Raw genomic sequence first — 13,228 nt, 5'->3', positions numbered from 1 at the left:
GACTCGCACGATGCGCATTCATGAAATAGAACCCCAACCGAACGGTCGCGGCTTGCGCATTGGCATCGTGCAAAGCCGCTTTAACGAACCCATTGGCGACGGTTTGCGCTCAGGGTGCCTGGCCGGACTTGCGCAGATGCAGGTTGCAGACACGGACATCACCTATGTCACGGTCCCCGGCGCGCTGGAGATTCCCTTGGCGCTGCAAGCGCTTGCCCAAAGCGGAAACTTCGATGCGCTGGTCGCCCTGGGCGCCGTCATTCGTGGCGAAACTTATCATTTTGAAATTGTTGCCAACGAATCCGCCCGTGGTATCACCGATGTGCAACTGAACACCGGCATCCCGATTGCCAATGCCGTGCTGACCACAGAAAATGATGATCAAGCACTGGTGCGCATGGTGCAAAAGGGCACAGAAGCGGCGGCTGCCGCTATTGAAATGGCGCAGTTGCTACGTGCGGTAAAAAAATAATGAGCAGCAGCAATTCAGCACGACATCGGGCGCGCGAGTTCGCGGTCCAGGGCTTGTACCAAAGACAGGTTGGCGGCCAGGATGAAGCCGCCATTCAAGTGCAGGCCGAAAGTGTGGCCGGCTTTCACAAAGCGGATAACGAGCTCTACCTTCGGCTGCTGCATGAAACGTTGGCTCAAGCGGAGACATTGCAAGCCGATATAACACCGCATATCGCCCGCCCATGGAATGAAATCTCGCCCATCGAACGTAGCGTGCTGCTCTTGGGTGCCTGTGAATTTCGTTTCCATCCGGAAACTCCTTATCGCGTCATCATCAATGAATGCGTTGAACTCACCAAAACCTTTGGCGGCACCGATGGGCACAAGTTCGTGAATGGTGTGCTGGACAAAATGGCTGCGGTATTGCGCACAGTTGAGGTTCAACCGCGCTAACCCGTACGCAGAGGAATTTCTCATGCCCTCTGAATTTGACCTGATCCGCCGGTTTTTTGTTCGCCCGACGCGACAAACGCTGCTTGGCGCGGGTGATGATGGGGCGTTGATTGCCCCGACACCCGGTTGTGAGCTCGTCATCTCGACCGATCTGCTCGTGGAAGGCACGCATTTTCTTAGCGACACCGCGCCTTTTGACCTCGGCTGGAAAACCCTCGCCGTCAATGTCTCCGATATGGCCGCCATGGGAGCTATGCCGCGCTGGGCGATGCTTGCCGCCGCATTGCCAGCACCGGCCAGTGACGGACTCAAGCCTTTTGACTGGCTCGATGCTTTTTCGCGTGGCTTTTTTGCCTGCGCCGATGCATTCAAAATCGATCTCATCGGCGGCGACACCACCCGTGGCCCACGTGCTTTTTGCGTCACGATTATGGGTGAGGTCCCTCGAGGAAAAGCACTGCTGCGCAGTGGTGCGCGAGTGGGCGATTCGATTTGGATCTCTGGCACGCCGGGGCGTGCGGCCCTGGGTTTGGCTCATTTACAAAGTCGGGCATCCCTTACCGAACCGCAGCTTGGTCAATGCCTGGCCGCGCTGCATCGCCCGCAACCACGCGTTGCCCTTGGCCTGGCACTGCGCGGCTTAGCCAGCGCTGCGATTGACGTTTCTGACGGCTTACTGGCTGATCTCGTGCACATCCTGACAGCCTCACACTGCGCAGCAAAGCTCCATATACCGCATCTGCCGCCCGCCGGATTAGCGCGCGATTGTTATCTTTCGGGGGGCGATGATTACGAACTGATATTCACGCTTCCCGCAACACACCACCCCTTCATGGCCACATTGGCTGTCGAACTGGATTTACCGCTCACCTGCATTGGCGTTATTACACCCAATACATCAGGCACGCCAGGTACGTTTGTTCTTCACGACGATCAGGGCTTACCCATTACCCCAGCGCGCCACGGTTTTGACCACTTTCTTTAATTTCTTTTTTACCGCTCATGTTCCTTCCCGCTCCGCCGTTTAAATTTCTTTTTCAGCACCCCGCACATCTCGTCGCCTGCGGCTTCGGTAGCGGGCTTTCCGGTTTTGCCCCCGGTACGGCGGGAACCGCTTTTGCCTGGATCACCTACGCCCTGCTGCGCGGGCAAATGCCAAGCGATCTCCTATTTGGGTTATTTCTTTTATTAGCCTTCGTGATCGGCGTTTCTGCCTGCCACACCACGGGCCGCGATCTCGGTGTGGTCGATCACGGGGCCATTGTGTGGGATGAAATTGTGCCGTTCTGGGCCGTCCTGCTATTCACGCCCGCTGGTTTTTGGTGGCAATTAGCGGCTTTTCTAAGCTTCCGTTTTTATGATGTCGTCAAACCCCAGCCCGCACGCTATTTCGATACCCACGTTAAAAATGGATTCGGGGTAATGATGGACGACGTCATTGCGGCAGGCTACACCGTACTGACCCTCGCTGTGGCCAAGGCGCTATTGGACGCCCTGGGGCACTAGCCATGGATGCCGATCTTGTTGCCTTGTCCCGCGCCATTGGCCAAGCCGCCACAAGCTATCCACACTCGCCGCGTATCGCTACTATTGCCACGGCAGAATCCTGTACTGGCGGCTGGGCAGCGCAAGTCATTACACATACGGCAGGCAGCTCATCATGGTTCGATCGCGGGTTTGTCACCTATTCCAACGCCGCCAAAAGTGACGTGCTGGGTGTACAAGAACATACCCTTATCACCCACGGGGCGGTCAGTGAGGCCACAGCGCGAGAAATGGCCATAGGCGCCTTGACACACTCTGCCGCGTCTCACGCATTAGCAATTACTGGCATTGCCGGTCCGGCAGGCGGGTCTGCCGCCAAGCCGGTCGGCACCGTATGTTTTGCCTGGTGTCGGAGAGGGGAGGCCGCATCTGCTGAAACCCGGTTTTTTTCAGGTGATCGTGAAGCCATTCGCCGACAGGCCGTGATTCATGCGCTCAACGGATTGTTTACTCGATTAGTTAAAAACCCAAAGTAAGCTAAGTCGGCAAAAACTATGCCATCCATGCCATAATCAAAACCATCTTCTAGGACAGAACTCATGGACGAAAATAAAAGCAAAGCACTTCAGGCAGCACTAGCCCAGATTGAAAAACAGTTCGGCAAGGGCTCCATCATGAAAATGGGCGAAGGCAATGTCAGCGACGACATTCAAATCGTCTCGACAGGCTCGCTGGGGCTGGACATTGCCTTGGGCATCGGTGGCTTGCCGCGTGGCCGCGTCGTTGAAATCTACGGCCCTGAATCTTCCGGCAAAACAACCTTATGTTTGCACGTGGTCGCTGAAATTCAGAAAGCGGGGGGTGTTGCTGCGTATATCGATGCAGAAAATGCACTCGACCCCGGCTATGCCGCCAAGCTGGGCGTGAATGTTCCCGACATGCTGATCTCGCAACCCGATACAGGCGAACAGGGGCTGGAAATCGCTGACATGCTGGTGCGTTCCGGCAGCGTGGATCTCGTGGTCATTGATTCAGTCGCAGCGCTCACGCCACGCGCTGAAATCGAAGGTGAAATGGGTGATCAACTGCCGGGCTTGCAAGCGCGGTTGATGTCGCAAGCCTTGCGCAAGCTGACATCGAACATCAAGCGCACCAATACGCTGGTCATTTTCATCAATCAGATTCGCATGAAGATCGGCGTCATGTTTGGCAGCCCCGAAACAACCACCGGTGGCAATGCGCTCAAGTTTTACGCGTCGGTACGGATGGATATCCGTCGCACCGGTGCCATCAAAAAAGGTGACGAGGTCATTGGCAACGAAACCCGCGTCAAAGTTGTCAAGAACAAGGTGGCACCGCCATTTCGCGAAGCACATTTCGACATTCTCTACGGGGAAGGTATTTCACGCGAAGGTGAAATCGTCGAGCTGGGTGTTGAACACAAAATCGTTGAAAAATCTGGTGCCTGGTATGCCTATAACGGCGAGAAAATTGGCCAAGGCAAAGACAACGCACGTGACTTTCTACGTGAACGCGCCGATCTCGCCACTGAAATTGAAAACAAGGTGCGCGCGGCCGTCGGTGTTGCCGGATTAAGCGCCCCCCCGGCTGAGTGATTCGATTTGAATGCGCTGCGCAGCCGGGCGATCAGGCTTCTCGCTCGACGCGAGCATACCCGCGCCGAACTCGCCAATAAGTTGGCGGCGCACGGAACACAGGAAGAAATTAACGCCGTGATTGCTGAACTCCAGGCTTGTCATCTCCAATCCGACGCCCGGTTCGCGGAAAACTATGTACGCGCCCAAGCTGCCCGCTTGGGTACATTGCGCTTGCGGCAAAACATGCTGGCCAAAGGCCTTGACCGCGACTTGGTCGAATCGCATCTCGCCGTTGCCGATATGCCGGACGATCTTGATCGAGCACGCAGCCTCTGGAACAGAAAGTTTGCAACGGCGCCAGCCAATGCCAAAGAATGGGCACGTCAAGCACGTTTTCTGCAAGGCCGTGGCTTTGCCAACGACACGATTCGGCGCTTGCTCAAAGCCCCTCTGGGAGAAGACGACGCATGACAGCCGTGGCAACCACCTTGTCAGCGCATAACCTGCGCAAAAAATATAAATCACGCACGGTAGTTACGGATGTTTCGTTTGAAGTCGCCGCTGGAGAAGTCGTTGGTCTACTCGGCCCTAACGGTGCGGGAAAAACCACCTGCTTTTACATGGTCGTTGGTTTGGTCGCCGCCGATGGGGGCGAAATACGGATTGATAACAACGGAGGTGAGGAGCATAACCGTCTGACCCATATGCCGATTCATCAACGCGCGCGCCTCGGTCTCTCTTATTTGCCACAAGAAAACTCGGTTTTCAGAAAACTCACCGTAGATGAAAATATCCGTGCCGTGCTTGAACTGCAAAATCTTGCGAAACAAGAAATCAATGACCGACTGGAAGTTCTGCTAGAAGAACTGCACATTTCCCATATTCGTAAAAGCCTGGCCATTTCTCTTTCTGGTGGCGAACGGCGGCGGGTTGAAATAGCGCGTGCGTTAGCCACCCGCCCACGTTTTATCCTTTTGGATGAACCCTTTGCTGGCGTTGATCCCATTGCCGTAGTCGATATTCAGAGCATCATTCGCTTTCTGAAAGAGCGTGGCATTGGCGTTTTGATTACCGATCACAATGTACGTGAAACCTTGGGTATCTGTGATCGCGCCACCATCATTAACGAGGGCTTGGTGTTGGCCGCTGGACATCCTGCCGAGATTGTTGATAATGAAAACGTGCGCCGCATTTATCTCGGTGAGCACTTCAGAATGTGATGAAACAGTCACTCCAGCTCAAAGTCTCGCAGCATCTGACGCTGACACCCCAGTTGCAACAGGCCATTCGTCTGCTGCAACTCTCGACACTTGAGCTCAACGCAGAAATTGATCAAGCCCTGCAAGAAAATCCCTTGCTGGAACGTATCGAATCTGATCAACAAAGCTACACCTCAGCGCTGGATCTCCCCACGCCATCATCAACAACGCCTGAGGCGAATGAACCCTTTGAAGAGCCTGCGGAATTTAGCGGTGGCGGCGAAGAGGGCTGGGGCACTGAGTTTTCTAGCAGCACTGGCCCGCGCGACCCTAACGACGATGACATCGATGGCGGTGAAACACAAACCGCCAGCATCAGCCTGCAAGAGCACCTCAACACGCAGCTGATGATGTCGCCTCTGTCTGATCGCGAACGTATGCTCACCGCTTTGCTGATCGAATCACTTAATGACGATGGCTATCTCGTGCAATCACTGGATGATTTGCTGGAGCTATTCCCTGCAGACGAAACCGATCATGAGACACTGCGCGAAGAACTGGCTGGCGCACTGCGTCACGTACAGAATTTTGACCCATCTGGCGTCGGCGCTCGCAGCGCTAAAGAATGCCTCACTCTGCAACTGAAGAATTTGCCGCCATCCCCGGAATGCCAGCTGGCGCTACTCATTGTTGAAAACCACCTGGATCACTTGGCTGCACACGATTTCGCTCGCATCAAAAAATCCCTGCGTTGTTCAGAAGACGATCTGCGCATAGCGCAAGAGCTCATTTGCTCACTCAACCCGCATCCCGGCTCGCAATTTTCTGCGCTGGATGTCCGCTATGTAATCCCCGATGTCACCGTAAGAAAAGTGCGTAAGGAATGGATCGTGACGCTTAACAACGAGGCCATGCCAAGGCTGCGCATCAACAAACTCTATGCTGATATTTTGCGGGGGGCCGGCAATGGTGCCGGTAGTTCAACGGGGCTAGCGGCTCAGCTGCAAGAAGCCAAATGGCTGATTAAAAATGTGCAGCAACGTTTTGATACCATCTTGCGTGTATCGCAAGCCATTGTCGATCGTCAGCGCGCCTTCTTCGACCATGGTGCAGTTGCCATGCGCCCGTTAGTTCTTCGCGAAATAGCGGAAGCCGTCAACTTGCATGAATCAACCATTTCCCGAGTGACCACCCAAAAATATCTGGCGAGCCCCCGGGGCGTTTATGAGCTTAAATACTTTTTTGGCAGCCATGTCGCCACAGATTCTGGCGGCGCGGCGTCAAGTACCGCAATACGCGCACTGATCAAGCAGCTGGTCAGCGCCGAGGATGGGAAAAAACCGCTCTCGGATGCGCGTCTTGCGGATATTCTCGGCGAGCAGGGGATCGTCGTAGCACGCCGCACCGTAGCAAAGTATCGTGAATTGCTACACATCCCGCCCGTCAATCTCAGAAAGAGTCTCTGAGTAACACACTGACAAGGAAATTATTTTATGAACCTCAATCTTACTGGTCACCATGTTGAAATCACCCCCGCCCTGCGTGAGCATGTCACCCTGAAACTAGATCGGGTGATCCGTCACTTCGATCATATCACCAGCACGCATGTCATCCTTTCTGTGGACAAGCTGCAACAGAAAGCCGAAGTGACACTGCACGTCAAAGGCAAGGATATTTACGCCGACTCAACGGATACAGACCTGTATGTTGCGATTGATCAGCTGGCCGACAAGCTGGATCGTCAAATAGTCAAACACAAAGAAAAAGCCTCTACGCGTCACCGCGACAAGCAACTGGATGTGGACAATCCTTAACCAGCGGCGCGATATACTTCGCGCCGCCGCTGGCAAGCACCCGATAATTACCCCGCGCAATCCTTCATGAATCACATCGCTCACCTGTTATCTCCTGAGAATGTCGTCGCTGCACTTGATGCAAGCAGCAAAAAACGGGTCTTCGAAGACGCCGGCATTCTTTTTGAGAATCACCAGGCTATTGCCCGCAGCGTAGTTTACGAAGCCCTTTTTGCGCGGGAGAAACTCGGCTCCACAGGCCTGGGGCAAGGCGTCGCGATACCGCATGGGCGCATCAAGGGACTCAAAAAACCACTGGGTGCATTTTTACGTCTGGAAGTGCCTGTGCAATTCGAAGCACCTGACGGCAAACCAGTCAGCCATATTTTTGTGCTGCTAGTGCCTGAAGCCGCCAACGAGCAGCACCTGCAATTACTTTCGGAACTCGCGCAAATGTTTTCCGACCGCGCCTTTCGTGAGCAACTCGCCAATGCGCCCGATACTGCAACCTTACATAGCTTGTTCGTCAATTGGAACGCCAGCTAATCGTCTCACAGCTGTTTGAACGCAACCGGGAACGGTTGCAGCTTACGTGGGTAAGTGGCGCCCTGACGCGCGTCATCTCCGCCAAAGATGAATTTGTGGCGCCTGCCGATTTGGTCGGCCACCTGAATCTCATGCATCCGGAACGCATACAGGTCATCGGCGCACCAGAGCTTGCCTGGGCGGCGCGGCAAGCGCCGGAAAAAGTGAAGCGCCACATGCAAACGATCTACAACGCGCAGCCGCCAGTGTTGATCATCGCCGATGGACTCGACGTTTCCGAGGACGTTCAGCGCGACTGTGAGCTATCGGACACGCCTCTGCTAAAAACGCCGCTCCCTGCAGCCTATGTGATTGACACGCTGCGACATTTCGTTTCCCGACAACTGGCTGAAACAATTGCCTTACACGGCGTGCTGATGGATGTCTTGGGTATGGGCGTTCTGATCACTGGTGATTCTGGTGCTGGCAAGAGCGAACTCGCGCTAGAACTTATCTCGCGGGGTCACGGTCTGGTCGCCGATGATGTCGTCGATGTATCACGCATCGGACTGGATATACTCGAAGGCCGCTGTCCAGATCTGCTACGCGACTTTCTTGAGGTGCGCGGGCTGGGTCTCATTAATATCCGAACCGTTTTTGGCGAAACCGCTTGCCGTCGCAAAATACGCTTGAAACTCATTGTGCATTTGCAAAAACCTGCACGTGGTGTACCCGAAGCGGCGCGCCTGCCGCTCGACGCCCAAAATGAAACCATTTTGGGCGTGCCAGTGCATCGCCTTACCCTGCCCATCGCCGCTGGCCGCAATCTGGCCGTGCTACTCGAAGCCGCTGTGCGCGTCACCATTCTCGGTTTGCGTGGAATCAACAGCATGCAGGAGTTCCTTGACCGTCAGGAAAATGCGCTGCACACTGGTGACGGGCAGGTCAACTAAGACCCTACTCTTGCGTTAGCCATTTACGGCCTTTGCCGTTACGTTATCGACTACTCAAGGAGAACACAATGAACAAACGGATGATCATTATTCTGGCTTCCCTTTTTGCCGCTAATCTAGCGCTGGCCCAAACCCCTGCCAGCGCCGGCAAGGATGCCACACCCGCGACTGCTGCTTCAGGTAATTGCGAAGCCAGCGCGGTGAGCAAGGCCGGCAAGCCTCTGTACGGCGCCGCCAAAGCAGCTTTTATTAAAAAGTGTGAAGGCGAGAACAAGCCCGCCACGGCAGACAAAAGCACCCAGCAAAGCAAGATGGCCATGTGCAACAAGGACGCCACAGGTAAGAAAGGTGCGGAACGCAAAGCCTTTATGAAAGACTGCCTGTCGAAGTAACAGCGCCTTTCAACCGTCCCCGCGCCGGCCAAATTGGGCCGGCGTTTTTTTGACGGGCAGGGCATATTACGCAACGAATAACTTGTTTTTTCTTCATATACTGTGACTCTCTACCTGGCCTCTGCATCCACACTTGGCTGGCGTGGACTCGTGTTATGATTAATCTTTTGTCATTACCTGCGAAGAAGATAGGTACCGTGTAGCCGACGGACCTAACAATAATATTTGCTCAAGGAGGTTGACGTTCGCATGGCCGCACAATCCATCAATAGTGCAGATGACAGCGGTTTCTTCTGGCACATTTACAACGAGGCCCGGGATCCCATCCTCCTGAGCCAGGATGGCGGCTTTCTTGATTGCAATCAAGCCGCCCTGACGCAGCTGGGCTTACGCGACAAAGCCGAACTCCGTCACCTGACGCTGATTTCGATCTCGCCGCCTTTGCAACCTGACGGCCGTGCCTCGGCTGAAAAGCTGACTGAAGTGTCAGAGCTTATCGCACAAGCCGGATATCACCGCTTCGAGTGGGCGTGCAAACGGGTGGATGGCTCCCTGTTCGATGTCGAAGTCACGGCCACAGTCATCACCATAAATGGCGAGCAGGTGATCCACGCACATTGGCGCGACATCGGCGAGCAAAAGCGCCTGGCCAGGGAACTGCACGAAAGCCAGGAGGCGGCGCGCAAAATTTTTGACGAAGCCGCCGACCCTGTCATCCTGTTCAAACAAAGCATTGCGGTCGATTGCAACAAAGCGGCACTGCAACAGCTCGGGTTTCACCACAAGCAGGATTTGCTGGGCCTTAGCCCACAAGATATAGCGCCACCGGTTCAGGAGAGCGGACAGCGGACAGCAGACCGCCAAACGGAAGTGACCGCCACCGCGATACGCGACGGCAAGACGAGTTTCGAGTGGCTGCTAAAGCGTGCCGACGGTTCGCTAATCGAGACTGAAGTTACGCTCACCACCATTACCGTGCATGGCGAGGAGATGCGGCACATGCGCTGGCGCGACATCGGCGAGCAAAAGCGCCTGGCCAGGGAACTGCACGAAAGCCAGGAAGCAGCGCGCAAAATTTTTGACGAAGCCGCCGACCCCGTAATCCTGTACGAACAAGGTGTTGCGATCGATTGCAACAAGGCGGCGCTGCAACAGCTCGGGTTTCACCGCAAGCAGGATTTGCTGGGCCTTAGCCCAGAAGACATATCGCCACCGGTTCAGGAGAATGGGCAGCAAACAAAAGATCGCAAAGAGGAAGTGATCGCCACCGCGCTACGCCACGGTAAAACGGGTTTCGATTGGCTGCTAAAGCGTGCCGACGGTTCGCTAATCGAGACTGAAATTACGCTCACCGCCATTACCGTGCATGGCGCAGAGGTGCTGCACATACGCTGGCGCGACATCAGCGAGCAAAAACGCCTGGCCAAAGACCTGCGCGAAAGCGAAGAGTCCTTCCGGCGAATTTTTGATGAAGCCGCTGCCCCGCTCATGATAATAAAAAAGGACGGCCGTATTTTCGACAGCAATCAGGCCGCAGTACGGCTGTTTGGTTACCCCAGCAAGCAGCTTCTTGCCGGCAAATCGCCGACAGAGATGGCTTTGCCCTCGCAGCCCGACGGACGCGCTTCTACCCAGATGGCGCAGGAGATGATCGCCATCACGCTGCACAAGGGGTACCACCATTTCGGGTGGCAGATGCGATGCATGGATGGCTCCCTCGTGGATACGGAAATCACCCTGACCAGGATAACCGTGCATGGCGAAGCGTTGATCCACGCGCAAATACGCGACCTGACCGAGCAAAACCGTCTGCGCGCCGCGCTGTATGCTGAAAAGGAGCGCGCGGAGATTACCCTCGCCTCGATCGGCGATGCCGTCATCACGACCGACGCCGAGGGGCGCGTCACCTTTCTCAACCATGTGGCCAGCAAGCTCACTGGCTGGCTGCCGAGCGAGGCTATCGGCCAATCCATGGCCGAGGTCTTCCATATCGTCAACGAAGCCACCCGCGCGCGGGTGGTCAGCCCGGTCGATGAGGTTTTGCAGAATGGCAAGACGGTCAACCTTGCCAACCACACGGTGCTGGTTGCGCGGGATGGCAAGGAATACAACATTGAAGATTCGGCCGCGCCTATTTTCCTGCGTGACGGCACGCTTCTGGGCTGCGTCCTGGTTTTCCATGATGTTTCCGAAAAGCACCAGTTGCTGAAAAGTGTGCGCTGGCAGGCGGGGCACGATGTGCTCACTGGTCTGCCGAACCGTGTATTACTTGCCGACCGGTTTCAGCGGGCATTGGCGAACGCCCGCCGCCAGAAAAATCTGCTGGGCGTGTGCCTGATGGATCTGGATCAGTTCAAGCCGGTGAATGATCTGTATGGTCACGATATGGGCGACCGCCTGCTGATTGAAGTCACCGGCCGCATAAATCAGGCCGTGCGCAGCGAGGATACTGTCGCCCGGCTCGGCGGTGACGAGTTTGCCATGTTGCTGGGCGGTCTTGCCGACCGCCAGCAACTGGAACTTGTCCTGCGGCGCATCCTTGAAACCGTCTCTGCGCCGTATGTTATAGGAGAACACACGATCAGCATTTCGGCCAGTATTGGCGTAGCCATTTATCCGCTTGATGAAGTCGACGCCGACACCCTGCTGCGCCACGCCGATCAGGCGATGTATCTGGCCAAGCAGGCAGGGCGCAACCGCTTCCACTGGTTCGACGTTGCGCACGACCGGCAGGCACAAACTTCGCAGCAGACGCTGGCCCGCATCCGCGAGGCGCTGCAGAGCGACGAGCTGTGTCTGCATTACCAACCCAAGGTGAATATGCGGAGCGGCAAGGTGGTAGGCATGGAGGCTTTGTTGCGGTGGCAGCATCCGCAACAAGGGCTGCTGCCACCGCTGGATTTCCTGCCTTTGGCCGAGCAAACCGATCTGATTGTCGACATTGGCGAATGGGTGATCGAACAGGCGCTAAAGCAAGGCAAAGCTTGGTTGGTAGCAGGAAAAAACTGGCCGATCAGCGTAAACATCGCGGCACGGCATTTTCAGCTACCGGACTTTCTCGACCGGCTGAAAATCATTCTCGCGCGCCACCCCGATGTGCCACCCCAGCAACTGGAAATCGAGATTCTCGAATCGGTTGCGCTGGGCGATATGCATCATGTGCAGCAACTGATTCTTGCGTGTCAGGCGCTCAGCATAAAGTTCTCACTGGACGACTTTGGCACAGGCTACTCGTCGCTGAGCTACCTCAAGCGACTGCCCGCCGATACACTGAAAATCGATCAATCGTTCGTGCGCGACATGCTCGATGATAAGGACGACCTGGCGCTGATTGAGGCGGTCATCGGTCTGGCGTCCGCATTTAACCGCAAGGTGGTGGCCGAGGGCGTGGAAACAATAGAGCACGGTGTGCTGCTGATGCGGCTGGGATGCGATATCGCCCAGGGCTATGGCATTGCGCGGCCCATGCCGACAGTGCAGATAATCGACTGGGCAGAGCAGTTTACCCCCGACCCGAAATGGCGCCAGTGGGCCAACGTACAGTGGGATATGCGCGATATCCCCCTGCTGATGGCGGAGCATGATCACCTTGTCTGGGTCAAGCACGTGCTTAAGACCGTGGCAGAAGGTACACCCTTGCAGCAGCTAACCCGTGGGCAACTGACCGACCATCACCTGTGCCGCTTTGGCCTCTGGTATGACGGCGACGGTCAGGCGCGCTATGGGCAGCTTGCCGAGTTTATTGCGATTGAACCGATCCACGCCCAAGTACACCAGACGGGAACGGAAATCATCCACCTGCACGAAGCAGGTCAAGTTGAGGCGGCACATACACAATGTAACACCCTTCTGGCGCTAAAAACCCAACTAGTGGAAAGCCTGGGTGCCTTGCAATTAATAACGACAGAGACAGGAGTAACGAGTTTTTCCCTCCCACATGAAGGTCCCGAAATGTACTGATCAGGAAAATGTACCGTCGCCCGCTACCGATGCCATACAGGTTTCGCGCGGTTTTTATGTGCATGGCGGATAATCGGGCTTTATTGCGTTTTGCCTTGGGGTACCAGCATGGGTCATTTTCAGCATCATGTGTTCTTTTGCACCAATCAGCGAGCGGCGGGTGAATCCTGCTGCAACGCCTTAGGCGCCAGCGAATTGCGCAGCTATGCCAAAGAGCGCATCAAGGCGCTGAGCGACACGCTACCGGGCCCAACCCGCATCAATACAGCGGGCTGCCTTGATCGCTGTGACCTGGGGCCGGTAATGGTCATCTATCCTGAGGCTGTCTGGTACACCTACGTCGACAAGGAAGATATCGACGAGATTATCGATCAGCATCTGGTCCATGGTCGCGTGGTTGAACGCCTGAAGGTGTGA

Annotated in this window: 15 protein-coding genes; all 15 read left to right on the top strand. The window is 55.5% G+C overall.

Annotated elements, in window-relative coordinates; all coding sequences use genetic code 11:
• The first annotated feature begins 16 nt into the window (after positions 1–16).
• The 15 genes from ribH to PG1C_RS01195 all read left to right on the top strand — a co-directional run bounded on the left by ribH (position 17) and on the right by PG1C_RS01195 (position 13,228).
• On the top strand, positions 17–472 hold the full coding sequence (gene ribH / locus PG1C_RS01265; protein ID WP_414629211.1) for a 6,7-dimethyl-8-ribityllumazine synthase: 456 nt from the start codon (positions 17–19) through the stop codon (positions 470–472).
• Entirely contained in the window at positions 472–906 is a 435-nt protein-coding gene (nusB, locus tag PG1C_RS01260; RefSeq protein WP_202635645.1) for a transcription antitermination factor NusB, read from the top strand. The genes ribH and nusB overlap by 1 nt, the downstream gene beginning before the upstream one ends.
• A 22-nt stretch (positions 907–928) precedes the next feature.
• Positions 929–1,891 (top strand): thiamine-phosphate kinase, encoded by a 963-nt coding sequence (gene thiL / locus PG1C_RS01255; RefSeq protein ID WP_202635644.1) that lies wholly within the window; start codon positions 929–931, stop codon positions 1,889–1,891.
• 17 nt (positions 1,892–1,908) lie between these two features.
• Positions 1,909–2,412, top strand: coding sequence for a phosphatidylglycerophosphatase A family protein (locus PG1C_RS01250; RefSeq protein WP_202635643.1), 504 nt, complete (start codon positions 1,909–1,911; stop codon positions 2,410–2,412).
• A gap of 2 nt (positions 2,413–2,414) precedes the next feature.
• Complete coding sequence (locus tag PG1C_RS01245; protein ID WP_202635642.1) at positions 2,415–2,927, top strand: CinA family protein; 513 nt, start codon at positions 2,415–2,417, stop codon at positions 2,925–2,927.
• Between the two features lie 63 nt (positions 2,928–2,990).
• A complete protein-coding gene (gene recA, locus PG1C_RS01240) occupies positions 2,991–4,007 on the top strand; it encodes a recombinase RecA (protein ID WP_202635641.1) in 1,017 nt (338 codons plus the stop codon).
• Between the two features lie 6 nt (positions 4,008–4,013).
• On the top strand, positions 4,014–4,460 hold the full coding sequence (locus PG1C_RS01235; RefSeq protein ID WP_202635640.1) for a regulatory protein RecX: 447 nt from the start codon (positions 4,014–4,016) through the stop codon (positions 4,458–4,460).
• Complete coding sequence (gene lptB, locus PG1C_RS01230; RefSeq protein ID WP_202635639.1) at positions 4,457–5,209, top strand: LPS export ABC transporter ATP-binding protein; 753 nt, start codon at positions 4,457–4,459, stop codon at positions 5,207–5,209. The genes PG1C_RS01235 and lptB overlap by 4 nt, the downstream gene beginning before the upstream one ends.
• On the top strand, positions 5,209–6,654 hold the full coding sequence (locus tag PG1C_RS01225) for an RNA polymerase factor sigma-54 (protein WP_202635638.1): 1,446 nt from the start codon (positions 5,209–5,211) through the stop codon (positions 6,652–6,654). The genes lptB and PG1C_RS01225 overlap by 1 nt, the downstream gene beginning before the upstream one ends.
• A gap of 27 nt (positions 6,655–6,681) precedes the next feature.
• Entirely contained in the window at positions 6,682–7,002 is a 321-nt protein-coding gene (gene hpf, locus PG1C_RS01220) for a ribosome hibernation-promoting factor, HPF/YfiA family (RefSeq protein ID WP_202635637.1), read from the top strand.
• A gap of 66 nt (positions 7,003–7,068) precedes the next feature.
• Positions 7,069–7,527 carry a PTS IIA-like nitrogen regulatory protein PtsN gene (gene ptsN / locus PG1C_RS01215; RefSeq protein WP_202635636.1) on the top strand — a complete coding sequence of 153 codons (459 nt, stop codon included), beginning with the start codon at positions 7,069–7,071 and terminating at the stop codon, positions 7,525–7,527.
• Positions 7,512–8,459, top strand: a complete 948-nt coding sequence (gene hprK / locus PG1C_RS01210) for an HPr(Ser) kinase/phosphatase (protein WP_202635635.1) — start codon at positions 7,512–7,514, stop codon at positions 8,457–8,459. The genes ptsN and hprK overlap by 16 nt, the downstream gene beginning before the upstream one ends.
• A gap of 80 nt (positions 8,460–8,539) precedes the next feature.
• Positions 8,540–8,851, top strand: a complete 312-nt coding sequence (locus PG1C_RS01205) for a PsiF family protein (RefSeq protein ID WP_202635634.1) — start codon at positions 8,540–8,542, stop codon at positions 8,849–8,851.
• Positions 8,852–9,100: 249 nt separating this feature from the next.
• A complete protein-coding gene (locus PG1C_RS01200; RefSeq protein WP_202635633.1) occupies positions 9,101–12,811 on the top strand; it encodes an EAL domain-containing protein in 3,711 nt (1,236 codons plus the stop codon).
• 108 nt (positions 12,812–12,919) lie between these two features.
• On the top strand, positions 12,920–13,228 hold the full coding sequence (locus PG1C_RS01195) for a (2Fe-2S) ferredoxin domain-containing protein (protein ID WP_202635632.1): 309 nt from the start codon (positions 12,920–12,922) through the stop codon (positions 13,226–13,228).

The organism is Rugosibacter aromaticivorans, assembly GCF_000934545.1.
Taxonomy (GTDB): domain Bacteria; phylum Pseudomonadota; class Gammaproteobacteria; order Burkholderiales; family Rhodocyclaceae; genus Rugosibacter; species Rugosibacter aromaticivorans.
The sequence above is the reverse complement of the archived record's forward strand: the minus strand, read 5'-3'. Positions and strand labels throughout refer to the sequence as shown.

Coding starts and splice junctions, on each gene's coding strand:
- hpf (WP_202635637.1), top strand. CDS start 6,682: ATGAACCTCAATCTTACTGGTCACCATGTTGAAATCACCCCCGCCCTG.
- PG1C_RS01195 (WP_202635632.1), top strand. CDS start 12,920: ATGGGTCATTTTCAGCATCATGTGTTCTTTTGCACCAATCAGCGAGCG.
- thiL (WP_202635644.1), top strand. CDS start 929: ATGCCCTCTGAATTTGACCTGATCCGCCGGTTTTTTGTTCGCCCGACG.
- lptB (WP_202635639.1), top strand. CDS start 4,457: ATGACAGCCGTGGCAACCACCTTGTCAGCGCATAACCTGCGCAAAAAA.
- recA (WP_202635641.1), top strand. CDS start 2,991: ATGGACGAAAATAAAAGCAAAGCACTTCAGGCAGCACTAGCCCAGATT.
- PG1C_RS01250 (WP_202635643.1), top strand. CDS start 1,909: ATGTTCCTTCCCGCTCCGCCGTTTAAATTTCTTTTTCAGCACCCCGCA.
- nusB (WP_202635645.1), top strand. CDS start 472: ATGAGCAGCAGCAATTCAGCACGACATCGGGCGCGCGAGTTCGCGGTC.
- PG1C_RS01200 (WP_202635633.1), top strand. CDS start 9,101: ATGGCCGCACAATCCATCAATAGTGCAGATGACAGCGGTTTCTTCTGG.
- PG1C_RS01225 (WP_202635638.1), top strand. CDS start 5,209: ATGAAACAGTCACTCCAGCTCAAAGTCTCGCAGCATCTGACGCTGACA.
- ptsN (WP_202635636.1), top strand. CDS start 7,069: ATGAATCACATCGCTCACCTGTTATCTCCTGAGAATGTCGTCGCTGCA.
- PG1C_RS01245 (WP_202635642.1), top strand. CDS start 2,415: ATGGATGCCGATCTTGTTGCCTTGTCCCGCGCCATTGGCCAAGCCGCC.
- PG1C_RS01205 (WP_202635634.1), top strand. CDS start 8,540: ATGATCATTATTCTGGCTTCCCTTTTTGCCGCTAATCTAGCGCTGGCC.